Genomic DNA, 25,904 nt, shown 5'->3' on the forward strand with positions numbered 1-25,904 from the left:
CGAAGGGGGGATCGATCCAATGAGAAAAAGTAGTAAAAGGGTATCTTCGCTCGTACTCCTTCAATTTACGACAATGCTGCTTACCGGATGCATGTGGGGTGGCGCACATCATCCAGTTTCGGCTGATCCCGACGCTAAAGCGTCTATTACGTTTGTGGCGCCTGAGTATAGCACGTCTACTAGACCCTATTTTGAAAACTTAGTGAAGGAGTTCGAGAAAAGGTACCCTAACATAAAAGTCGAACTGCAAGTGATTAATTGGGACATATTAGATAGTGCTTACAATACCATGATCAGCCGCAATCAACCTCCGGACTTGCTGCTCACGAACATATACGCGCATTTCGCTAAGGATGGACTGCTGAATCGTATGGAGGACCTTCTTTCTCCCGAATTGAAGGATAAATTTTACCCTTATCTTATGGATAGCAGTAAAATGCAGGGCATTCAATATACACTCCCCTATGTCACGACCATCCGGGAATTATATTATAACAAGGATATTTTCAATGAAATTGGCCTTGCAGAGCCGCCAAAAACATGGAACGATCTTGAGGAAGTTGCACGCAAAATTAAAGATACGAGACATGTGGACGGTTTCGGTGTCGATTTGACGGATAATGAAATATGGGCGTATCTCTCTTACTTTTTCTATGGAGCAGGTGGAGGCTGGATGAAGGATGGCGAGTGGGCTATCAATTCCCCTGAAAATGTGGAAGGCATAACGTTTCTAAAGAACCTTTATGAAAAAGGTTTAACGGACCCAGAGCCAGCGATCACGACACGCGACGAAAAACAGCGAATTCTAGGAAACGGCAAATTGGGGATGCTCATTTCCGGCAATTATTTTGAGGCGGTCGTACCGCGTGAATTCCCAGGGTTAAAATGGGCGAAAGGACCGATTCCGGTAAAAGAGGGGCAAACTCCTCTAGTACTAGGTGTGCAGGACGTTTGGATGTCATTCAAAACCGATCATACCAACAAGGAGGCGTTGTCTAAATTTCTAGATTTTATTTACGAGGATGCACGTTATGAAGAGTTTGTCCTTAGGGAAGGGTTTCTTCCTACAATTCGTACGGTAGGCGATAAATTGGCGGCTAATGGTACACTCATGAATCAAAATCTCAACTCTATCAAAAATGCAAAGTTCTACCCCATCAATAATCCAGCTTGGTCAGCCGTCCTTAACGCGACGAGAAATATGGGGCAGACCGTTTTGCTCGGACAGATGACTCCCAAACAAGCACTCGATCGGCTGCAGCAAATCGCGCTCGACAAAAGTCACTAATCTATGGAAAGACGAAGGTCAGGAAAATATTCCTGGCCTTTGTTTCGTTGTCCAATAGATGAAAAAAGACAGTACATTTTTAACTATTTACAGTACTAATTTCAATGGTTGTATATCGTGAAAATCACTAAGATAAAGGTGTACGAACGAATAGACAATTGTTCAAAGCGGATGCTTCCTAGATAGGAATGCTCCGCAAAATTCTAAGGGGGATTTTCTATGATTAATTCCAAAAAAGCAATGGCATGGAGTATGGTTTTGTCAACTGTTCTTCTTACACTAACGGGTTGTGGAAGCAACAATGCGAGTACTAAACCCGCTGAGAGTGTAAAACCGATCGAAAGCACCAAACCGTCTGACAGCGCAAAGTCAGAGGGGGCAAAGCTTGCTGGAGACTTTGAAATCCAATATTTTGTCGGTGGGTATGGTGACTCTTGGTGGAAACAAGCCATTGGCGAATTCCAGAAGATGTACCCTGACTTGAAGATCAAAGAATCTGCTGGAGCGAAAATTAATGATCAAATGAAACCGCGCTGGCTTCAAGGTAACCCTCCTGATTTTGTTTACATCGACGGAGCTGGCTCCAATACAAGACAGATGGTAACCGATGACCAACTAATGGATATTACAGACTGGCTAAAGGATGCGAAGAACGTAGACGGGAAGAAGATTCTCGATCTCCTGATCGCTCAGCCTGAGGAATACAAACCAGGAAAAGCATTTGCCGTTCCGTTAGTCTTCGGTTCTTGGGGAACGTTTTATGATAAAGCGTTATTCAAGAATAAAGGCTGGCAAGCGCCTGCAGACTTCGAAAGCTTCATGGCTCTAGGTGAAAAAATTAAAGCTGATGGCCAGATGAGTGATTACATCCATACAGGGGTATATCCGTACTACATCAATGGGGGCTTGTTGGACCCAACGATTATTGCAATGAACAACTATGACACATCCATCTTTAAGAAAATTAATTCCCTCGAGAAGGGTGTTTGGAAGAGCGAGCCAGTTATGAAATCGCTTGCTAAAATTGTGGAAATGAGAGACAAAGGTCTCATAGATAAAGGATCACCCGCGCTGAACCACACGGATTCCCAATCCCAATGGCTGCAGCACAAAGCGGCTTTCATACCGACTGGAATTTGGGTTGAAAGCGAGATGGCGAAGGACATTCCAGCAGGATTTGAATTTGGATTCTTACCTTCCATCGGTCAAGACAAAGGTGGTAAGTTCGTAGCGAACCCATACACCTCCACGGTAGCAATAGCGAAGAAAGCAAAGAACCCTGAAGCGGCCAAAGCGTTCATGCAATTTATTTTCACAGAAAAGCAGAGTAAGGCATGGGCAGAGCTGTCCAAAGCTCCTTCAAACATCAAGGCAGATCTCGAAGGAACGAATGCACCAGCTCTAACGAAAGAGGCAGCCAAATTCTATAATTCACCGAATACCGTCGTTGCACCTGAAATCGTTATTCCAGAGGAACTAGTAACAGCGAGAAACAACGCGACAGTTGCTCTTACCAAAGGTGAAATTACACCGCAGCAGTGGGCAGATCGCATGGAAGAAGCTACTGAGAAAATTCGCTCAAAAGAAAAGAAATAAGCAATGATAAGGATTTGAATGATAATAAGGGAAATAATCAGATTCCCTTATTATCATTCAGAAATTTAGATTGGAGGAAAGCATGATAGAGAGTAAGACAGCCGCAACTGGCATGATCGATCAGAAAAAAAGTGTTAGAACCGGCACTGCGAAGATGAAGCGTAATATCTTCATTCTTTCCTTTACCCTTCCAACATTACTTCTTTATCTCATATTTACCGTTTACCCCTTGTTTAAAGGTATTTATCTTAGTTTGTTTGATTGGTCGGGCGGCTCTGAAACCTATAACTTTATCGGTCTTGGAAATTTCAATGAAATGATGCATGACAGTGTGATCATGAAGACAATTCGAAACGACTACATTTTAGTCATCGGCAAAGTCATTGGTTTTATGGTCCTGTCCATGTTCTTCGCGGTAGCGCTTACCCGTTTCAACATCAAAGGCTCGGGTTTTTATCGGATCGTTTTCTTTATACCTAATGTGCTTTCTGTTGTTGTGGTCGGAGTCCTATGGCGCTATGTGTATAATCCGAACCTTGGATTTTTGAATTCCTTTATCTCTTTATTTACAGATAAAAAGTACGATTTCGCTTGGTTAGGCGATAAATGGTCGATATTCGCGCTCTTACCGCCTTCTATTTGGGCAGGAATAGGCTTTACGATCATTTTGCTTGTTGCTGGTATTCTTAGTATCCCTTCGTCGTTATTTGAATCAGCTGACATTGACGGCGCGTCACAATGGGATCAATTTTGGCTGATTACCCTTCCTCTGTCGTGGGAGCAGATCAAGACATCCGTTCTCTGGATTGTCATGACGACATTGAATGGATCATTCGTCATCGTCACGATTATGACCTTTGAAGGCGGAGTAGATAATGCCACACAAGTAATGGGATCCTATTTGTATTTAAATGCATTCAAATTTGGTAAATTCAGTTATGCATCTGCGATTGGCGTTCTCATTCTGGTTCTTTCTTTAATCACTACAGCAACCCTTCAGAGACTGATGAAGAGAGAAACCATTGAATTAACGTAGAGGGGTAATACTTATGAGTCAAGGTATAGTCAGTCCTGTATTTCGTTTGTTTTTCAAATTTAGTCTTATCGTTTGGTCCCTATGTATCCTTTATCCGCTACTATGGACGGTCTTTAGTTCTTTGAAGGATAACCAGCAGTTTTTCCTAGGCAGACCGTGGGATCTGCCGAAGCTCCCTTTGCTTTGGTCCAATTTTTCATTTGTATGGGAAAAATATAACTTTGGTCATAATTTTATGAACTCACTTTTGGTGACAATAGTAAGCACTGTATTGGGCGTGCTCTTATCGGCTACAACGGCCTATGTGATTGCCCGATTTACGTTCAGGGGAAATGGTTTACTATACTATTCGTATCTTTCCTACATGATGATCCCAACATTCCTTGGCATCATTCCCTTGTTTTTTTTGCTGAATGATCTCCATCTAACGAACAATTTGTTCGGCCTTATTTTAGTTTACATGGTCACAGCAGTGCCGTTCGCCGTTTTCGTCTTAGTCAGTTTCTTCAAATCACTGCCAGGTGAGCTAGAAGAAGCCGCCTCTATTGATGGTGCTTCCCATTATGGAATCTTTTTCCGAATCATGCTTCCGCTAGCCAAGCCGGGATTGATGTCTGTAGCTATTATTACCGTGCTGAATATTTGGAATGAATATGTTTTTGCGCTTATCCTTATTAATGACCCGACGAAATATACCATCCCAGTGGCCATTGCGGTCATGCAAGGCGAAATGCAGTACAGAACAGAGTGGGGACCACTCTTCGCAGCGCTAATCATTTCCATGGGTCCAACGATTATTTTTTATAGCATTTTCCAAAAACAAATTACAGGAGGGATTACGGCTGGGGCATTAAAGGGTTAAGAACCCCTCGGTAGATTGGCCAAAGTTGAGAATGAAGAGGAGAGTGTATGATTTGAAGACGCTTAAAAACGCTTTTGGGTTTGCTTTTTGCCTGGTGTTCGTATTAGCGATTCTTTTTATTGGTGGAACAACGACTCATGCAGCAGCGGTTGGCGACATAACAAATTTTGAGAAAACAGACGCTAAGACATTTACGATCACGTCTGGTTCCGATAAGGTGAAAGTTGTTTTTAATCGCGATGACATGGTTCGTATTTGGCTTGGTGTTGGCGGTAATTTTCAAACGCTGGCCGGTAAAAGCTCGGCTACGCCTAAAGAGCCGATCGTTATAAAGGAAGATTTCGGTCCGGTTTCTGTTAATTGGTCCGATGAGGGCAGCTACTACAAAATAACGACGGGCAAGTTCGTACTGCGAGCTTACAAGAGTCCGCTAAAATTCGCGATGTACAAGAGCGACAACGCGACTGTGGTCTGGGAAGAGGAGTCACCGTTAAATTATAGCTCATCATCGACGACTCAAAAGCTTGTACGAGGAGCAGATGAGTATTACTACGGCGGAGGGATGCAGAATGGATTTTTCTCTCACCGCGACAAGACAATTAAGATTGCCAAAAACTTCGGCGACTGGGGTAGCGGTACAGTGTCCAATCCGTCTCCGTTTTACCTGAGTACTGCCGGGTACGGTGTACTGCGGAACACGTTCCAAGACGGATCTTACGATTTCGGCAGTCCCGCACAGCTAACGCACAATGAGAACCGCTTTGACGCGTATTACTTTTACGGCGATACGTTCAAAGATATTTTGAATGGCTATACGGATTTGACCGGTAAGCCATCACTGATTCCTAGATGGGGAATGAGTATGGGGGATGCGGATTGTTATAACACAAGCAATACGGGTGCTAACAAACCGAATAAGCTGACAACGCCGGATGTGCTGAAAGTTGCTCAAGGCTTCCGTACCAACGACATGCCGGGCGGATGGCTGCTGCCGAACGACGGATACGGCTGTGGATATGTGCAGCTGCCAAGCACTGTTCAACAGCTCCATGACTTAGGTTTTTACACTGGTTTGTGGACGCAGAACGGTCTTGCTAATATCGCAACAGAGGTGGGCGTGGCTGGAACGCGCTTGAACAAGCTGGACGTAGCTTGGGTCGGACCAGGGTATGACTTTGCGCTGGAAGCAACGAAACAAGCTCATCAAGGGGTTGAAAGCAACTCTAACGATCGCGGTTTCGTATGGTCCGTCGGAGGATGGGCAGGTACGCAGCGATATTCAACCGTTTGGTCGGGAGACCAATCCGGGAACTGGGAATATATCCGCTTCCATATTCCTTCTGTGATCGGTGCGGGACTGTCTGGCATGAATTACTCTACTGGTGATGTGGATGGGATCTTCGGAGGAAGCGCCAAGACCTATGTACGCGATTTGCAATGGAAGGCATTCACGCCGATCCTTATGAGTATGTCCGGTTGGGCATCCGTAGATAAGCAACCGTGGCGCTATGGAGAGCCGTACACAAGCTATAACCGTGATATTTTGAAACTTAGACAGCGTTTAACGCCTTACTTCTACACATATTTGAACGAAGCTTATGAGTCGGGAGCGCCGATGGCCAGAGGGATGGTGTATGAATTCCCGAACGACCCGAATACGAAGAACCTACTTACACAGTACCAATTCATGTCTGGGCAATCACTGTTGGTTGCACCGGTCTACAAAGATACTGAGGTAAGGAACGGCATTTACTTGCCGAAAGGCAAATGGATCGACTACTGGACTGGTACAGAGCATTACGGCTCCAAAATGCTGGACGAATACAGCGCTCCGCTGAGCCGTTTGCCGCTACTCGTCAAAGCAGGCGCGATCATTCCTATGTATCCAGATTCGCTGTATGATGGTCAAGTTCAGCCAAATCCGATAACGTATGACATCTATCCTTACAAAACTTCTTCTTTCACGATGTATGAGGATGACGGTGTTTCGAGAGAGCACCGCACTGGCAAATTTGCGAAAACATTCATTACTTCGATCGCTCCGGAAACAGGAACAGGAGACTTGAAGGTTCAAGTAGGTGCGAGCGTTGGCGATTACAACGGCAAACTGGCAGCGCGTACGAACCAATTCCAAATTCATATGCATACCAAACCGGCAAGCGTTGCAGTTGGCAGCTCTGTTTATCCGGAATATACAAGTAAAACGGAATGGACGGCTGCGGCAAGCGGCTGGTATTACGATGCAGCTGTTAAAGGCGGCATCGTCTATGTGAAAACGCCGGATATGAGGGCGGATCAAGGCTTTGAATTGACAGTGGCCGGTTTTGTGGCAGATACGACTCCACTTACAGACGCAGTTGTCATCTCGCTGCCAGAGCCAGATAACGATCCGACGAAAATCGTACAGGCGGACATCGTAGCAACGGCTACGAGCACCGATACTACAAGTCCTGTATCTAATGCGTTGGATGGCAGCATAGAGACGATCTGGAGCACCAAGCTGGATGGCAGTACACCATTGCCACAGTCGATCACGCTCAATCTCGGCACGAAGCTTTCCATCAATAAAGTGAAATATTTGCCGAGACAATACGTAGGCACGGACGGTATTATTACAGCTTACAACGTCTACGTGAGCACGGATGGAACCAGCTTCACGAAGGTGGCCACCGGTGCATGGAATGCGGATAAGCTGGAAAAAACAGCGACATTCACAACCGTGGAAGCGCAGTATGTAAAATTGGAAGCGACAGCTGGTGTTAACGGTTTTGCGGCTGCTGCTGAACTGAACGTGTACCGGGACGGTTCGGTGCCGATACCTCTGGCGATTCCGAAAAATCAGATGACAGCAACGGCAAAGAGCTTCCAGCCGGGAAGTGAAGCGTCCAAAGCCATTGACGGCGATTCGAATTCCGTCTGGCATACGAAGTGGGACGGTTCAGACAAACTGCCGCAATCGATTATTCTTGATCTCGGCAAAGCCCGCCAGATCAGCCAATTCCGTTACGCACCACGGCTTGATGCTGGGAATGGCACGATTACGACTTACAATCTGTATGTAAGCACCGATGGAACGAACTATACGCAAATAAGCACAGGCAATTGGGTGCGAAACAACATGAAGAAATATGTCCAATTCGCACTTGTAAACGCCCGTTATGTCAAGCTGGAAGCGACAGTGGCAGTTGGCAATTTCGTATCAGCGTCTGAAATTGACGTGTACGAAGCTCCTGTTGCACCTCCTGCGTTAGGCGATATTGTGCAGGGCAAGCCGGCAACGGCAGACAGCGTGGATCCGGCGTTCCCAGCAAGTAATGCTAACGACGGCAATACGGCTACGATGTGGTCGGCAAATGATGCCAATCCCGGTCATGTTTGGTCCGCCGATTTGGGGAAAATGCATTCGATCCAAGGATTAGAGATTTCGTTTGGACAGAGCGACAAAGTGTACAAATACAAACTGGAAGTTCGGGAAGCGGGCAGCAGCAACTGGATTCAAGTGTTAAACCGCATGAACAATACCGAAGCTGGCCAAGTGCTGAAAGATACTTTCGGCAGCCAAGGACGCTATGTGAGAATTACAATTACCGGACTACCTGACGCAGGTACGAAGGCTAGCATCACGGATGTGAAGCTGATCGGCTTGCCGATTATCGGTACGGCTCCGGTGACCGGCGTTACGCTGGATCGTTCGGCGATCACGTTGAATGCACTAGATGCGCCAGTTGCTCTTGAAGCAACGGTAATGCCATTCAATGCAGCTAACACTTCAGTTACATGGAGCACAAGCAACCCGGCCGTTGCAATGGTTGATGGGAATGGCGTCGTATCTCCGAAAGGATCAGGTACGGCAACAATTACGGTCACTACAGCGGATGGAGGTTTTAAAGCGGCTTTGGATGTCATCGTAACCGGGCAAACCGGGTTGGTGAAAATGCCGCAAAGCCAAATGACAGCAACGGCTACAAGCTTCCAACCGGGAGATGACCCGGCCAATGCGCTCGACGGCGATGTGAACACATGGTGGCATATCAAATGGTTCGGTACCGATCCGCTGCCGCAATCGATTATCTTGAATTTGGGTGGAGCTCACAAAATCAGCAAACTGGACTATGTGCCCCGTCCCGATGCCAGTAACGGCACGATCACTGCATACAACGTATACGTCAGCCAAGACGGCGTTCAGTATACGAAAGTAGCAAACGGTGCGTGGCTGCAAAACAACGTTCTGAAAGAAGTGAACTTCGCTCCAGTAAATGCTGCATACATCAAGCTTGAAGCAACTGCGGGTGCAGGCAACTTTGCTTCCGCATCCGAACTAAACGTTTATAAGATCGTTGAAGCACCTACGCTGCAAACGCTCGCGTTTGATGCAGCAAGATATGAAGTGAATAAAGGACAATCCGCAGCGGTGAAAGTGACCGCTCAGTATTCGGACGGTACAAATCAAGACGTGACAACGGCATCCATTTTCGAAGTCGGAAATACGGCACTCGCAACGATTGTTAATGGTTCGATCACTGGTATTTCGCAAGGGGAAACCGTCGTTACGGCAACATACGGAGGAAGGCAAGCGACTGCAGCGGTAGTGGTGAAATTGATCATCGATACAACACCACCAGCTGATGCAACCTTAACTGCAGATATTACTGCACCGACCAATGCAGATGTCACGGTAACGATTAGCTACCCAACTGATGCAGCGGTGAAAGAATACAAAGTAGGCGCAAGCGGTACATGGGCAGTGTACACGGCACCTGTTGTCCTCTCGGCAAATGATACCGTGTATGCAAGAGGAACGGATGCGGTGGGTAACGTATCCAATGTAATGAGCTATGTGGTAAGCAATATTGATAAGATTGCACCCGTTAGTGTCGCATCCTTAAGTCCGGCTGCACCTAATGGCAGCAATGGATGGTATACGTCGGATGTAACGGTAAGCTTCTCTGTAAGTGACAATGTATATGGCGTGGCGAAAACAGAATACCAAGTGAATAACGGGGGTTGGATCACCTATAACGGTTCCATTCCTGCTTATGGTGAAGGGAACTATAAGGTCGGTTATCGCAGCACGGATCTAGCAGGTAATGTAGAACAGATCAAAACCATCGAGTTCAAGATTGACAAAACGGCTCCGGTATTATCCGTTCAATTAGATAGATCGTCCCTATGGCCGGCGAATCATAAAATGGTGAAGATAAATGCCACGCTGAATTCGAGTGATGCTGCATCAGGTGTTGCATCTGTGGTGTTAACCTCCATTACCAGCAATGAGCCGGATAGTGGTCAAGGTGACATTGGGGCTAATTTCGGTACTGCGGCCACTTCATTTAGTTTACGTGCAGAAAAAGGACGCGTCTATACCATAACCTACACGGCAACCGACAAAGCGGGCAACCAAACGGTTACTTCTGCTAACGTCATAGTGCCACATGATCAATCGGGCAATCATTAAGAAAAGAAACCTCATGATCAATCAGGCAATCATTAAGAAAAGAAACCTCATTAGCAATATGGATCTTTCAGGAGGATGGCATTTCTGCTATCCTCTTCTTTTTTATCAAGATGTCCACATAATCATTCTCAAAAAGAGTGACTTAATTCCGCAATTAGCGGTTAATTGGAGTCACTCTTTTTTTAGTTGTAACCTCTATGGAAGTTGGTGCCGTTCGCAAATGGAATGTCTGTAGTCGCATTTCTGTTTGATGTCTCCGGCTGTATGCAATAATTGCGACAATAGCCCGCAACAGTTCAATTCAACACAAGGAAGAAGCCGCGCAACAATTGCGCCTTGTAGGCGACAGTTTATTAATCGTAGATTGTGAAAAGTAAGTTAGAAACTTTGCGCAAGCATCAGAAGGTGGTGAGAGATGAAAGATTTTAACGAAGCAGTGGGAGTTCTGCAAGCGCTTTAAAGATATGGAGGAGTTGAAGGAGGTATTTGATTGTGTCAACCATGAGTAAATATATTCAAAAGAGTTTAAGCAGAAAATTAAAAATCACGATGGCGCTTTTGTTTTTCTTGGCACCGTTTTTCTCATTTGGCAATCAATCGTTTTTTGGCGAGGTCAACGCTCTTGCGGCAGGTCAGAACAGCATTCAATCTACTAAACTGAGCGTGACAGTGGATGATTCTTTCCCAAGAATTATTCAATACCAATGGTTGGGAGAGGGAGCGTCTCAAAACGCCGTATTTTACGGAAATGAAGACACGCTGAGTCAGGTCAAAATCAACGGTACGACTTACACACCAGCTGTAACAAGTGTTACAACAGGGGATACGATTACCTATACACTGAATATTTCTAGTATTGGTGTAACAATGACTACATACTTCAAGGTTACCGATAACGTAGTCGAATTTAAGGTAAGCGATATTACCGAAAGCGGCACGACGAAAGTGATGACCTTTGAAATTCCGAACCAAAATCTGATATCGATTCGGGATGATCAGCCGGGTGCGAAAGAAACAGGGGTTGATGTCAAAGGCTCCGTCAATTACGATGACAATTCCAAGGAAGAATACAACACATTGTCTGCCAAGGCAGTTGACGCTAACCCGGTGGCCAAATCTTATCTTATTTTGAATACCGATAAGCTGGCAGCAACCATGTATAATAACAGCATTAATCTTACGCCTACAACTGGAAACAAGATTCTGGGTGTCAAGAATGAAACTAGATACTATTACCAGACGGTGAACAAGACCGGTTATAAGAGAATGGGCGCATGGAACAATGCTTGGACGTACAGGGAAGTAGCGTCGGAGGTTATGGAACTTCCATACGCTAAGATTGCCATTACAGCGGATGCCAACAATGATAGTACGGTAGACTGGCAGGATGGCGGTATTGCCTACAGACAGATCATGAAAATTCCATATGGTGCCGACACAATTAAGAAGAGCTTCGCCCATATCGCATATACTCGCGCCAGCCTTGCGCAATGGCCGTTCCTGCGAACGCTGGATATGGTGAAGAAGATTAACCTGTATACCGACGGCTTCGGGCAGTTCTTGGAATATAAGGGACATCAGGCCGAAGGCCACGATTCTAACCACCCTGACTACGGAATCAACATCAATAAGAGGGCAGGGGGACTTAACGACTTAAACTATTTTGTGAATGAAGCAGCAAAATATAACACGAACGTAGGGGTGCATATCAATGCAACCGAGGCTTATCCGGAAGCAACCTACTACAGTGAAGGTCTACTCAGACAGCCGCATGAGCCAGGTTGGAATTCGCTCGACCAGTCGTACCTAATCGACCAGTATAAGGATGCTACCAACTTTGGGCCTCACGGCTTGGCTGACAGGCTTGCTGAACTTAAGCAAAATGTTCCTGGCTTGAAGTGGGTTTATGTGGATGTTTATTATTTCCAAGGTTACCCAGAGTGGAAGCTCGGAACAGAATTAAACAAGAATGGTTGGATTGTAGGTACGGAGTTCCAAGGCTCGCTGGAAGATTATGCAGTTTGGAACCACGTGCCGCAGATGAAGAGTCAGGTGGTAAGGTTCATTAAGAACGGCGTTGCAGATTCCTATGGCTTCAACCACATGCTTTTGAAATCAAGACATGCAGGTTCCATGGGCTATGGGGACGACGGTAACGACGATCAGGGAAATAATACGACCTTAACGGGCCAAATGAAAATATTTTATACCAACAATCTGTTGATGAAGTACATGCAAAACTTTGACATTATGAAATGGACGAACAACAGGATCGATTTCAATAACAATGTTTATGTAAAACAAACGACTTCTGATCCTAATCCGGTAGTTGAGTTATACAAGGATAATAAAAAGCTTGCCGTCTATCAGAATAATTATGATACTTCAAGCTATAACATCGAGAACGTAAGCGCCAAAATATTTGTTCCTTGGGATCCTCAGGATGAGACGAAGATCTATCACTTTAACACGGTCGGAGGAACCACTACTTGGGATCTTCCAAACAGTTGGGCCGGGATGAGTACAGTGAAGTTGTACCAGTTATCCGATACCGGTAAAACTTTTGTGAAGGACCTGGGTGTAACGAACGGTCAGGTAACAATTGTAGCAGCAGCGAATACGCCTTATGTCGTCTACAAAGGTGAGCAAACGAACCCTGCAATGATTTGGGGAGAAGGCGGATTTGTGAAGGATCCTGGCTTCGACAGTCACGACTTATCGCCCGCAACCTCAGCATGGACAACAGCGTCTACTAGCGGTAGCGCAAGCCATATGATTATTGAAAACAGCAACGTTGGCGAGACTTTTATGAAAGTGGGCGGAAACAACGGTGCGGATGGGACATTGAGCCAGACCATAACAGGGCTGACCCCAGGCAAGACCTATCAGCTTTCTGCGTGGATGGAGGTTAATGGAAGAACTGGAACGATCGGCGTCAAAAACTATGGTGGACCTGAAGTAACGAACACAATGGAAAAATCGGAATTTACAAACCAGATCTATAATACGCTAAGGTTCAATCGGAATAAAATGCAGCGAATTAAGCTTGAATTTACAGTTCCGGCTAATCAAACGAGTGCGAACATTTACTTCACTGCAAATGCAGGGTCGCCACAATCTTACATGTACCTTGATGACGTACGTATTGTAGAAATGAATACGACGCCATTTGGAAGTCACTATTTCTACGAAGACTTTGAGAGCAATGACGAAGGTATTGGACCTTTTGTACAGACCAAGATGGTCGGACGTATCCACAGATCAGAGTTCCATAGTGGTTTTACGACTGATACGATCCATGGCAATTATTCATTGAAAATGCGTCAGACCACTTCAACTGAAACAGGCGAATACATGAGGACTGTGCCGTACAACGTCAAACTGCAACCAAATACGATGTACAAACTTAACTTTAACTATTTGCTTGGTTCCCAATACAATGGTGCATATTCTGTTGCTATTATGGGAAATAACGGTTCAACTACTTTGTCTAACGTAGCGCTTCCTTCATCGGCCAGCGATACCGCATATTCAACATTTACCAAGACTTTTGTGACTGGAAATGATGACGATACTTACATCTCGTTTATTAAGAACGGCGGAGGGATGATCGATTTTGTCATCGATGACTTTGCGATTGACGTTGTAACCACAAAGCCTCCACTGGCCGTACCAACAGGATTGAAAGCAACTCCTTTAAGCCCGTCCCAGATAAGCGTAAGCTGGAATGAGACGGATTTAGCAACCGGATATGACTTGGAGGTGGATGGCCAAGTAGTTTCACAAGCTATGTACCCTTACATGCATTCCGGGCTGGCACTAAATTCTACTCATACCTACAGGGTAAGAACCAAGAACGCTACAGAGACAACGGATTGGAGCGCACCTGTGAGTGCAACTACACTAAATGCCATTTCAATCGTTGCAACAGCGGATTCCTATGTTCGTGACGGCGGGTCCGCGAATACGAACTTTGGTACAGAGCCAAATACATCGGTAAAGTGGGATGCACTAGGTTATAACCGCGAAGCAATCTACAAATTTAACTTGAATAGTATACCGGCTAATGTGACCAGTGCAAAGATTAAAATGTATCCGACAACGGCCGGTTCCGTATCGCCTGGGATTAATGTTGAGCAAGTTCAGAATAATTGGAACGAGTCTACGATTACTTGGAACAACAAGCCTGCCGTAATAGGGACCAAATTGAATGGAAGTCCTATTATGCCTGTGCTTAACACTGCATTTGTCATTGATGTTACGAATCTAGCGAAAAGTGCAATCGCCAGCCAAGATAAAAACATCTCCATCAAACTATCGAATGCTCTCCTGAAAGGCGGATCTTCAGACAGTCAGTTTGCGACGAAAGAGAATAGCTTGTCCCAATACTGGCCAGTGATCGAATATACTGCACCTGGAAGCCTTAAAGGCAAGGTAGTAGACAGTAATAATAGGCCAGTTGCCGGCGCAGCTGTGACCGCATCTGTTACCAGCTCCGTATATAGTTCAGTCAATACGGCCATGGACGGAACCTATTCCATATCCGATATACCATCTGGCTCTGGCTATACCGTTACAGTAAGTAAAGAGGGATTCATGGACGCATCACGCTCAAATGTTATTGTGCCGATGGGAGATGTAACAATCCTTGATATGACACTTTCGCCCACGATCAGCACACCGTCTAATAACGCAGATCTGAAAGGGCTGAGCTTGTCAAGCGGTCAGTTGAATCCTGCCTTTGCAGCGGGGACGACTTCATACACAGTGAATGTGGCCAATGATGTGAGAAGCATGACAGTAACAGCATCGGTCTACGATGCCAAAGCGACATTGACAGTGGGCGGTCAGCAGGCTGCGAGTGGGCAAGCAAGCGGACCGATCAGCCTGAATGTAGGCAGCAATACGATCAACATTGTCGTGACGGCACAGGATTTGACGACGAAAACGTATACGCTGACGGTGATCCGCGAGTCCGATTCCCCGGCAACACCAGATCTGAACAATATCGTAACCGGTAACGGTAAGCTAACCTTGAATTGGACGCAGGCTTCGGGAGCAACCTCTTATAGAGTCAAGTACGGAACTGCTAACGGCGTGTATACGTCATCGGTCGATGTTGGGAATGTTACCAGCAAGACCATTGAGGGACTTCAAAATGGAGTAACCTACTTCTTTGCTGTCAGCGCCTATAACTCAAGTGGAGAAAGCGGCAATTCCGATGAAAAGATTGGAACACCAGATGGCATACCTCCGACAACCGAAGCCGCTTTGGATGGAGTGAAAGGCTCTGGTGGCTGGTTTACTTCCGATGTTACTGTAACGCTTAAATCTCAAGAAGATAATTCCGGTCTAGCTTCAACAGAATATTCATTGAACGTCTTCCAGAGTTCAGACGGCCAGCAGTCGACAAATGGATTCGTACCTTTTACTGCTCCGTTCTTACTCAGTGAAGGAATTTATCAGCTGCAATATCGATCAACGGACCACGCTGGGAATGTAGAAGTTCCCCAAACGTTAACCGTCAATATCGATCGGACAGTACCAACAACAGTACTTACTGCAAATGGCGGCCCATTAGTGAATGGGGCAACATACCAAGACAACCAATTGCTAACGCTAAATATCCAATCGGAAGATCAATTGTCCGGTGTGGCCTCACAATCGGTTACTATCGATGGAGCAGTGAGCTCAGAGACACAGGATATTGTGAATTGGGAAGGTCAATTAGGGAACCATGTTATTCAAGCTGTTGTGACGGATCTGGCTGGGAATGTGAAGATAACCAAGATTACCGTGAATGTCACGACTAGCGTAAGTGCTATGCAACAGCTTATCGCTAAATTTATAGCATCCGGTGAAATAAATGGACCGCTCGGGACGCAAATCACAAACAAATTTACTCAGTCTCTAGAGCAATTTAGCAAGGGGCATCATGATCAGGCAATTAAGCATATGCAAGATGTGTTAAAGCAAATCGAGAATGCGAAGCAGGGCGCAATTTCAGCCTATGCGAAGCAAGTTTTAACAACGGATGCCAATGCTATAATTGCTATTTGGTCCAAATAATCCCGTTAAGAACGCGGTCAGGAGCCATCGCTCTTGATTGCGTTCTTATTTCCTATTTCTTCCGTATTGCTTCCTTGAAAGCAACCATAATATGTACCCGCAAAAATTGTGCCTTGCTTGCGACAAAAGGCATGGGTTAAACTACGAATACATCATAGGGAGGTGAGCTGTATAAAATGAAAATTTTAGGATTATTTTCCAGGAAAAAGAAATCGATGCTGAGGAAAATGATCATCGTCTCGCTTTTCATTTCGATTGTGCCGACGGTCATCACTGGACTGGGCAGCTACCTATATGCTTCGTACGTCGTAGAAACCGAAGTTAACAAAGCAAATTACCAGATTTTGAAGACCGCTTCCGATAATGTGGATAAAAAACTGCAGACGATTCAGATCAACCTGTTGCAAGTTTTGAACTCGCCTTATTTTCTCACGGATTACAACGTGGATTTGAAAGTTGATCAGATTGACTTCTTTGGTAAAGTTTATAAGATACTCGGGGCTTTTCAAAATACGAACAAGGATTTGCGCGAACTCGCGCTCTATATCCGGGATATGGCTTATGTTTCTCCAACGAGCGGGACGATCAGACCGGATGGTTTAAACAAGTCCGTTCGGGACAAATTTGACCATGAGTTGAAAGAAAATTACCGATTACGCTGGTTAAATGAGACATTCCAAGTGACGCCGAATACGGGTACGGACAGAGGCGTTACACTGGTGAACAAGTTTCCGCTCGGCAGCAATGATCCGATTGGACTTGTTATCGCGTCGGTAGATGCAAGTCAATTCCGTGAAATCATCGGGGATTCGACTGTCTATAAAGGGCAATTCATGTTCGTTGTCAGCGATTCGGGAAAGTTAGTTACTACGACATCGGGCGAGCTTCAGCCAAGCAATTTCTATGAGAGCATTTTGCAGGCAGGTGAAGGGAAGTCCAAATATAATTTTAATTGGCATGGAACCGCCTATCTGGTTACAAGCATCGCTTCAAACTACAGTCATTGGAGATATATCGATGTGATTCCAGTGAAAGAATTGAACGCCAAGTCTAGAGGCATTGCGTTCATGACGATGGGCATCGTCTTCTTTTTCATCCTTGTTAGCGTCGTGGGTTCATTCTTCGGCAGTCGAAAAATTTACCGGCCTGTGGAACGATTACTGGCTAGCATCAGAAATGATTCCGGTACGGAGATTGATTCCGATGAGATGGGTTTCGTCCATCGAAATTGGTTGGAGCTCAAAGATACGGCATTTCAACTAAAAAAAGAGCTTTCGCATCAGTTGCCGATCATTCGCGAGTCATTCGTCCTACAGCTGCTACAAGGTCAATTTGCACATTATACCAACAAGCAATTAGGCGAACTATTGAAGCGTTATCAGCTTCCGGATCAAGCGGAGTTCGCTGTACTTTCGATTGCGTTCGATATGGATGTAGCCCATGAGGGGAAATTCCGTGACAGTGACAAAGAGCTTATGCTCTACTCCATGAAAAATATTATTGATGAATTTATTCCACAGAGCGGCTGGCGAGGAGTTACGGTCAATGTATTGAATGACAGCCTGGCCTCATGGTTATGGAGTGTGCCGGAAAGCCCGGAAGCGGACAAGGAGGAACCTGATTTCTTTGCTTTCGCGGAGAACATACAGAATATACTCTCGAACTATTTGCATCTCCCAGTGACGGTAGGGTTGAGCGGAATCGGTTATGAGACGAAGGAAATGCCGGGATTATACCGACAAGCGATGTTCGCACTTGAGTCACGTATCATTACGGGGAGAAATAAAGTGCTGCAGGACGAAGGAAGCCTTGTCAGCGAGAGCAGCTATCCCGTGGAACTGGAACAGCACTACGAGAATTCGCTGAAGCTTGGCAATCAAGAGGAAGCGGAGCGCATGTTGAACGACTTCATGGAGACAGTTAGAAGGCTGGCGAGATCTCCAGAGGGCGTGCTTTTATATTACAATCAGCTGCTTGCCGCTACAATGAGAACGGCATACAGCTTAAAAGTGGAGCCGAAGCAACTGTTCGAACAATACGATCCTTATACGCATTTGCGCAAGTTGAAGAGCATCGAGGACATTAACACATGGTTTATGACAGCGCTGATTACACCAATTATTACTGCCGTTCAGGGAAATCGGCATGGGGAGTATGAACGAATGGTGATGACTGCCGTAAGCTTCATTCACGACAATTATCATCGGGATATCTCTCTTGAAGAATGCGCAGATTACTGCGGTGTCAGCACGTTCCAGATTAGCAAATGGTTTAAGAAAATCATGCAGACTGCCTTTATTGATTATTTGACGGAATACCGTATTGAGAAAGCCAAGCAAATGATAGCAGAAACCGATTTGCCGGTCAGCGAGATCGCTCTTCTTGTCGGGTATCAGCGTCAAAATTTTATGCGCGTTTTCAAAAAACAGGTCGGGACGACTCCCGGACAGTATAGGGAGTCAGTCAATACTTAAGTTTGCTTGCGGGATTAAGTCCTGCAAGCATATTTTTGTTGTTTAAATCGAATCCAGCCGAAAGCCGCATCATTATGTTGAAGTCGCACCCTTTCCGCAAGGAATGCGACACGACAAGGAAAAGCCTTGGTCTGACAGGTTTGCGACTCTGCGCAACAATTGCGTCTTGTAGGCGACAAAGCAGTAAGCTTATATTGTAGGTATAAAATCTGCGCTTGCAACATTCAAAAGAAAAATAGGGAGAACAACCAATGAAAAAGTATTTGAAAATGACAGGCCTTACGGCAACAGTGGCCCTTATGTTTATCGCGACTGCGTGCGGCAGCGGGAATATCGCTAAATCAGGTGACACTCAACCGTCGGCGTCTACAATTGCAGCGGATACCAAAGGGCCTACGGAAATCACGATTATCTCACCTACTTACAATGATGCGCCTAAGAATGATTTGGAATCCCTTCAACAAGTCAACCAGAAGTTTAATGTGAAAATCAAGGCTTCTTATGTGCCATCTAATAATTACGAAGACAAAGTGAATGTCATGCTGGCTTCGAACGACTTGTCGGATTTGACAGTTGTGTGGGACATTACCAAACAAAATTGGTCACAGGCGCTTGCACAAGGAGCTTTCTGGGATTTAACACCGTATATCAAGAACTATCCGAACTTATCCAAGATCGATCCTGACATCTATGGCGGACTCTCGTATAACGGTAAAACGATGGGTGTACCGCGGGTTAGGCCGCAGGATGGCCATGAATCGCTGATTATTCGCAAGGATTGGCTGGACAAATTAGGTTTACAGCCGCCGAAGACAACCGACGACATGTATAAAGTCATGGAGGCGTTTACGAAGAACGATCCGGACGGCAATGGCAAGCCTGACACATACGGTTTTGCCGCGTATGCGTCGCCATCCCCTCAGACGTACTTGTTCTCGATGTTCGGTTCCTCTACGACAGGTTCGCTCATGCAAGGATGGGCTAAAGATAGCTCTGGTCAGTTATCTCCGGCATTCACGACACCACAGATGAAGGATGCTCTTGCTTACTGGAGCAAGGCATTTAAGGCTGGATTAGTCGTGCCTGATTATCCGGTCATGAAGACTCAGCAGCTGAAGGATATGTTCATTCAAGGCAAAATCGGGATGTATATCGGCAATATTGTCGACATCTACAATTCGCCGAATGTGATCAAAGAACTTCAAAAGATGAATCCGAAAGCGGATGCAGTCGCTTATGAGCTTCCTGTAGCGCCGGATGGCAAGATTTACTATGAAAAAGGCGCAGGGTCGTTCGGTCAATTGATGATCAACAAGAAAGTTCCGGAAGATAAAATGAAGAAGATTTTGGAAGTATTGGATTATGGCAATACACTCGAAGGTTGGAAGCAGATCCAATTTGGCGTGAAGGACAAAGACTATACAGATACGAGCATTCCGACCATCGTAGTGCAAACAGACGCCGGTAAGGTCAATCAGTATCCAAACCCTGGGCAATGGATCCCTGGATACTTTAACAAATACACAAGAGCCGAACACGGAGATATGACTCCAGAGATTGTTAAGTACGACCATGATCTCGTTGATGCGATCAGCAAAAATTCTATCCTGGATCCGGCAACCGGTATCAATACGCCGACGAACATGGAAAAAGGCGCCGATTTCCTCAAGAAAATTTATGATAACGAGATCAATACACTAGCAGGCAAAAACAGCTTGGAAGATTGGGATAAATTCGTGAAATCGATGAAAGACGATGCTTCCTTCCAAAAGCTGATCAAAGAAGTGAATGACGCTTATAAAGCTAAGAATGGCGGTAAATAAGCAACGGTTTTCAAACTGAAGTAAGGAGAGTCGATGAAAATGCTAACGGAGCGCTATACGAATGATATTTCCAGTGTAATAACCACGTATGAAAACTATAATCCATATCCAAAAGCCCAGGATCGGGCAATTTGGGAATCGATTCCCGATTCTATTCGAAACTTCTGGATTTCCAGAGGAGAAGCTTACCTTAGCTTTTTATGGCCTGCACTTACAGCAGTGGATTATATGGAATATTCAAGAAATGGAAATGTAATGCGATTCCAGAGCAAATACGAGGAACGCAGAATAGCATTGGCATCCTTGGTCCTTGCAGAATGTATGGAGGGAGCAGGCCGCTTTATCGATCAGATCATGAATGGGATCTGGACCATTTGTGAAGAATCCTCTTGGGTCATTCCCGCTCATATGGTCATTTCTAAAGCAAGCTCATCTGACTGTATACCTAATATTGCCGACCAATACATCGATTTGTTTGCCGGGGAGACGGCAAGTTTGATGGCAACCACACATTATCTTTTGCAAAAGCCGCTGGATGCAGTTAGTCCCAACATATGCGGTCGAATTCGACTGGAAATGAAACGCCGGATTTTCGATCCGTATCTGGAACGCAACGATTTGTGGTGGATGGGACTGGAGACGAGCCGTAAAATGAACAACTGGAATCCGTGGATCAACTCCAATTGTTTATCTGCTTTCCTATTGATGGAGTGCGACGAAGATCGCCGCTACCGAGCAATAGAAAAGGTTATCCATACTTTGGACCGGTATATAGGCGATTGCAGTACGGACGGAGGATGCGATGAAGGTCCGGTTTACTGGGATCGTGCCGGCGGTACGTTGTTTGACTGTCTGGAACTGCTGCGCGAGGCTTCCCAAGGCAAGATTAACTTGTATGATGAACCATTGATTCAAGAAATCGGCCGATATTTATACCGGGTTCACATTGACGGCAACTATTTTGTTAACTTTGCCGACAGCAGCGCAAAATTTGAAATGGAAGCCGGGACTGCATACCGATATGGTTCCCGCATTCAGGATCGGCATCTGATGAGATTAGCATCATCCGCCTATCAAACGAACAAACCGCCACTCTCCAGGTGGCTAACCCTGCATCGCGTGATACCTTCCTTTTTTGTTGATGAACAATTCGCGGAAAATAAAGAAACACCCCCATATGTTCGTGATGTATGGATGAACAGTATCGAAGTTATGACTGCCAGGGAGCAAGAAGGCTCCAGCCATGGTTTGTACTTGGCCGTTAAAGGGGGCCATAACGATGAGAGCCATAATCATAATGATATCGGCCATTTCCTTGTATATTCGGACGGGAACCCTTTTCTGATTGATGTCGGTGTAGGCACGTATACCGCCAAAACGTTTAGTCCGGAGCGGTACGACATTTGGACAATGCAGTCAGCGTACCACAATGTGCCTATGGTGAATGGCATTCAGCAGAAGGCTGGCATTGCGTATAAAGCAAGTGAAGTGGGCTATCAGGTCGATGATGCAGCTGCGCTAATTTCTATGAATCTGGCCTGTGCCTATCCAGAGGCAGCAGGTATCGTTTCGTGGAAACGAACTTATAGCCTTTATCGCGGCCAAGCATCGTATATCGAGATCGTTGACGATTTTGAACTTATTCAGGCAACCGATGATATTATAGTCCACTTGATGACTCCTTGTATGCCACAGATTAACAATAATGGGAGCATTTTGTTACAGAACCCCAGCGGCGAGAAAGTATATATTCACTATGACGGAAGCAATCTGCTGGCTGCAAGCGAGGCAATCAAACTAACAGATGAGAGGCTGCAGGCCGCCTGGGGCGAATATTTGTACAGAATTATTCTTAAGGCTAAACAAGCCGTCACTGCATCTGTATGGACATTGCGTATTTGCAAAGGATGAATTGCAGGCCAAGGTTCACTTCGTGTTATTCAAGATCAGGCTACTAACTTTCGAGGTATCGTTATCTCGGATAGACTAGTTATTACTAATGCTCAAAAGGAAGAAAATTTAAAAATGACCGAAAATCCTTTTAATTATAAGGAATTCCGGTCATTTTTTTTTTTATCAGACAAAGTTAATATTAGATTCAATCCAACTACTTCAGCACTTTAAGCGGTTCGAAATTCGGATAAACATAAGGTGAGCTGGGCGCAGCAATTTTCTCGATTTTGGTGGCAGCAATTTTGAAAATATCATTGCCATTATAGTTCCCATTCTCAATCGTCCCTGTTACTTTGACCCACATGTCCTTCTGGTACGATTGAGCTGATGGAAAGTCAATCAGTACGCCATATGGTGAAGCATCTGCTGAGCAACAGCTTAGTGCAAAGCGGCCCACAACAAATTGGTTCGCTGTCATTTTATCCTCACGATAAACGAAGCCGGTAAGCTCAATTTTTTTGCCAATAAAGTTATCTTTGAAGAGGTCAATGGTTGAAAGGATTTCCATATAGATGTCAGGTTCAACAATGATAGGATCCTTTTTATAGAGAATGACGCCCATTTTCGCAAAGTCTTCGTTCCATTCGTCAGGAGATTTGAACAATTTCTCAATGTCAGCATCTTGTTGAGATACAGGTGGAGCTTCAGGCTGAGAAGTTGGCTGAATAAATGGCGTCGTTTTATCGCTTGTAGCAGGTTTAGGATTAACCTTAATCTTGCTAGGGTCTGTGACCGTTGAAGGGCTCGGGGAGCTGGATAGATCGGCAGCTGACGTTATTTTGGGTTTAGAAATACTGGATGTGCCTGCCGAAAGATTAATTCCCTTGGCAGCAACCATCGTGCTGTTTAAGACTGTATCCGGTAGTAAAAAGCCGATCATTAGAGGCAATACTAGAAGTCCATATGCAATTGTATTGCGCATACCTGATCGCATAACGGGCTGCTCACATTCACAGGCAACGGGTCTACCCCAATAGGCACGAAGTGCCAGATATCCTTGAAAGTTAGCAATAATATATAAAATAACTGAAGCCATTTTAACGTAGATCATCATTCTTGGAGCGATGTAATATTGAAGAGCATCTGATTTGGTAAGGTACACAATGTAGCCTGAAAAGCCAAGTAAAATGATCGTACGAAGGAAATAATGAAAGCTGGTTATACGAATTTGACTCAAGTTGATACCCCCTTAAGGCTAATTAAGATAAAAAATGCTCCCATAACAATGAACAAGCGAGAACTGTAGTTGAAATTAAGAGGACGAGAAGCAAGACGAATCGGGACTTAAATACCGAGAGCAGCATAAGCGTGCTTTTGAAATCAAGCATAGGTCCGAATACTAGAAAAGTAAGCAATGAACCTGATGTAAATGACGTTTGAAATGAAGACGCGACGAACGCGTCCGAGGTTGAACATAAGGAAAGTATATACGCAAAGCCCATCATAAAAAAGTGGGAAGAGATTGGACCTTGACCAATGGCAAGCAAACTGTCACGTTGGATAAAAACTTGAATGATGGCTGTCAGCAGTGAACCGAAGACTAGATATTTGCCCATGTCAAAAAACTCATTGGAAGCGTGGACGAAAAAAGTGTTTAATTTAGTTGAAATGTCTCCTGCATGTTGATGTCCTTCCAAACCTTGTCCGGAAGCAAAACTAGTACGACTGATCCGTAAGGGATTGCTTTTGATAAAACGATAAAGGATTAATCCGATAATAATGGCCACAAGGAAAGCTAGTCCCATTCGAGAATATGCGATGGATGGATGATTGCGGAAAGCCATGAAAGTAGCCGCGAACACTATAGGGTTAATAATCGGTCCGGTAATAATAAATACAACAGCAATGTAGACGGGCATACCTTTGAGAATAAGTCTTCGAACTACGGGAATCATACCGCACTCACACATCGGAAACAGAATACCAAGCAGGCATGCGAACAAAATGCCAAGTATGGGGTTTTTGGGAATAAATCGCTGAATCGCTCGCTCAGACACGAATGTTTGGAGTAGAGAAGAAAGTAATACGCCAAGTAAAATGAACGGCAACGCTTCTAGAAGAATGCTAATGAAGATGGTTTTGAATGTTTGCAGGTGCTCTTGTGTAAAAAAACTAGATAAGAATTCAACATCTTTTAGAAGAAGAACGATTAGGATGAAACAAATTACCGCCATAATTTGCATCGAAGTTTTGTATATCGTATTCGGCATTGTAAACTAAACTCCTTAAGATAGACTGCTTTATTTCTGAGGACTATGCGTGCAATTCGATTATACGTCTCTCCCAATCTGTCTCGAGTGTGCTTATATCCAAATCTAAGCCAATCAGAACAAGATAAGGAGTCCCTTGATAGGAAGTTGGTTCCCAGTTTATTCGTTTACCAGCAAATTGCATGAGAAATGATTCACGTTTAGTACCGATGACTAAGTAACCTTTAGCGCGAAGGAGTTTAGGCCCCCAATGGGATAAATAGCGTTCAATGAAGCGTTGAGAAATAGGAAGGTCACTCACAATTGGGAGGGATATGCTCTGAATACGTGAAAAAGATGTTGTTGGTGCAGTTGAATCATTCTTTGATTTTAAGGTAATTACGCTTTTTTGGATATGGATACTTTTGCTGAAAGTCAGTGAACCAGCAGGTTGAGACTGCCTCGGAAGGAGATCTCCGAAAATAAGGTTTAAATCACATTTACTATGTGTAGTTGGCTGTAACAAAGAGCGTTCATTGTATTTTCGAATTGTTTTTTCAATAGTCTTAAGTTGTTTGTCTGTGACTAGATCGATTTTGTTTAAAATCAGCAGATCCGCAACTTCCATCTGTCTGCGAAGCGTGTGAACAAGTTCACGATCCGAAGCGAAGATACTGTTATAGTCAAGTACATTTTCGGCGTCAAGGATTGTAATGACTTTATGCATTTTCACATATGGAAGCAAGGAAGGTTCTGTGAGCGCATCGACGATTTCTTCAGGGTTGGCAACACCGGTCAATTCAATGAGTATGACATCGGGTTTTCGAACTAAGAGTTGTTTAATGGAATCACTAATGTCACTCTTTTTGGAACAGCAGATGCAGCCATCCAGTAATTTGGCGAGGTTCACATCAGGAGAGGCTTCTTGGAGAAGATGTCCGTCAACATCTTGTTTCCCCAGCTCATTCATAAGTACAGCAGGTATAAGGTTGAAGTCGGCAGACTCTTTTAGCATGCGGATCAGCAGTGTCGTTTTACCGCTGCCGAGAAAACCACTCATAACAATTACGGGAACTTTGCTCAAAAGTAAAACTCCTTCACTCGATGATTAATAGTAATGTTTACGATTCAAATTGTATAATAAAAAACAGTTCGCTGC

12 protein-coding genes are annotated in these 25,904 nt (G+C 44.8%); 9 read left to right on the forward strand and 3 right to left on the reverse strand.

Annotation, left to right across the window (positions count from 1 at the left end; translation table 11 throughout):
• Window positions 1-19 precede the first annotated feature (19 nt).
• From AC58QC_RS06870 to AC58QC_RS06910, 9 genes are all read left to right on the forward strand, one after another.
• On the forward strand, window positions 20-1,288 hold the full coding sequence (locus AC58QC_RS06870) for an ABC transporter substrate-binding protein (protein WP_497414444.1): 1,269 nt from the start codon (window positions 20-22) through the stop codon (window positions 1,286-1,288).
• 219 nt (window positions 1,289-1,507) lie between these two features.
• A complete protein-coding gene (locus tag AC58QC_RS06875) occupies window positions 1,508-2,884 on the forward strand; it encodes an ABC transporter substrate-binding protein (protein WP_497414445.1) in 1,377 nt (458 codons plus the stop codon).
• A gap of 112 nt (window positions 2,885-2,996) precedes the next feature.
• The gene (locus AC58QC_RS06880; protein ID WP_497414685.1) at window positions 2,997-3,920 is read left to right on the forward strand and encodes a carbohydrate ABC transporter permease; all 924 of its coding nucleotides are present in this window, start codon (window positions 2,997-2,999) and stop codon (window positions 3,918-3,920) included.
• A 13-nt stretch (window positions 3,921-3,933) separates the two neighbouring features.
• Window positions 3,934-4,782 carry a carbohydrate ABC transporter permease gene (locus AC58QC_RS06885; protein ID WP_497414446.1) on the forward strand — a complete coding sequence of 283 codons (849 nt, stop codon included), beginning with the start codon at window positions 3,934-3,936 and terminating at the stop codon, window positions 4,780-4,782.
• A gap of 52 nt (window positions 4,783-4,834) precedes the next feature.
• Window positions 4,835-10,237, forward strand: coding sequence for a discoidin domain-containing protein (locus tag AC58QC_RS06890; RefSeq protein WP_497414447.1), 5,403 nt, complete (start codon window positions 4,835-4,837; stop codon window positions 10,235-10,237).
• 501 nt (window positions 10,238-10,738) lie between these two features.
• On the forward strand, window positions 10,739-16,306 hold the full coding sequence (locus tag AC58QC_RS06895; RefSeq protein WP_497414686.1) for an endo-alpha-N-acetylgalactosaminidase family protein: 5,568 nt from the start codon (window positions 10,739-10,741) through the stop codon (window positions 16,304-16,306).
• 176 nt (window positions 16,307-16,482) lie between these two features.
• Window positions 16,483-18,780: an AraC family transcriptional regulator gene (locus AC58QC_RS06900; protein WP_497414448.1), complete on the forward strand. Its 2,298-nt coding sequence runs from the start codon at window positions 16,483-16,485 to the stop codon at window positions 18,778-18,780.
• A gap of 251 nt (window positions 18,781-19,031) precedes the next feature.
• The gene (locus tag AC58QC_RS06905; protein ID WP_497414449.1) at window positions 19,032-20,603 is read left to right on the forward strand and encodes an extracellular solute-binding protein; all 1,572 of its coding nucleotides are present in this window, start codon (window positions 19,032-19,034) and stop codon (window positions 20,601-20,603) included.
• Window positions 20,604-20,636: 33 nt separating this feature from the next.
• On the forward strand, window positions 20,637-22,514 hold the full coding sequence (locus AC58QC_RS06910) for a heparinase II/III domain-containing protein (protein ID WP_497414450.1): 1,878 nt from the start codon (window positions 20,637-20,639) through the stop codon (window positions 22,512-22,514).
• 196 nt (window positions 22,515-22,710) lie between these two features.
• Here the strand turns inward: AC58QC_RS06910 and AC58QC_RS06915 are convergent, their stop codons facing one another.
• The 3 genes from AC58QC_RS06915 to AC58QC_RS06925 are packed head-to-tail and all read right to left on the reverse strand — an operon-like array spanning window position 22,711 to window position 25,829.
• Window positions 22,711-23,733 carry a TIGR03943 family putative permease subunit gene (locus AC58QC_RS06915; protein WP_497414451.1) on the reverse strand — a complete coding sequence of 341 codons (1,023 nt, stop codon included), beginning with the start codon at window positions 23,731-23,733 and terminating at the stop codon, window positions 22,711-22,713.
• A gap of 22 nt (window positions 23,734-23,755) precedes the next feature.
• On the reverse strand, window positions 23,756-24,766 hold the full coding sequence (locus tag AC58QC_RS06920) for a permease (protein ID WP_497414452.1): 1,011 nt from the start codon (window positions 24,764-24,766) through the stop codon (window positions 23,756-23,758).
• Window positions 24,767-24,809: 43 nt separating this feature from the next.
• Window positions 24,810-25,829: a CobW family GTP-binding protein gene (locus AC58QC_RS06925; protein ID WP_497414453.1), complete on the reverse strand. Its 1,020-nt coding sequence runs from the start codon at window positions 25,827-25,829 to the stop codon at window positions 24,810-24,812.
• Window positions 25,830-25,904 lie beyond the last annotated feature (75 nt).

The organism is Paenibacillus sp. J22P51, from assembly GCF_059692215.1.

Coding starts and splice junctions, on each gene's coding strand:
- AC58QC_RS06920 (WP_497414452.1), bottom strand. CDS start 24,766: ATGCCGAATACGATATACAAAACTTCGATGCAAATTATGGCGGTAATT.
- AC58QC_RS06880 (WP_497414685.1), top strand. CDS start 2,997: ATGATCGATCAGAAAAAAAGTGTTAGAACCGGCACTGCGAAGATGAAG.
- AC58QC_RS06895 (WP_497414686.1), top strand. CDS start 10,739: ATGAGTAAATATATTCAAAAGAGTTTAAGCAGAAAATTAAAAATCACG.
- AC58QC_RS06910 (WP_497414450.1), top strand. CDS start 20,637: ATGAAAATGCTAACGGAGCGCTATACGAATGATATTTCCAGTGTAATA.
- AC58QC_RS06885 (WP_497414446.1), top strand. CDS start 3,934: ATGAGTCAAGGTATAGTCAGTCCTGTATTTCGTTTGTTTTTCAAATTT.
- AC58QC_RS06875 (WP_497414445.1), top strand. CDS start 1,508: ATGATTAATTCCAAAAAAGCAATGGCATGGAGTATGGTTTTGTCAACT.
- AC58QC_RS06905 (WP_497414449.1), top strand. CDS start 19,032: ATGAAAAAGTATTTGAAAATGACAGGCCTTACGGCAACAGTGGCCCTT.
- AC58QC_RS06900 (WP_497414448.1), top strand. CDS start 16,483: ATGAAAATTTTAGGATTATTTTCCAGGAAAAAGAAATCGATGCTGAGG.
- AC58QC_RS06870 (WP_497414444.1), top strand. CDS start 20: ATGAGAAAAAGTAGTAAAAGGGTATCTTCGCTCGTACTCCTTCAATTT.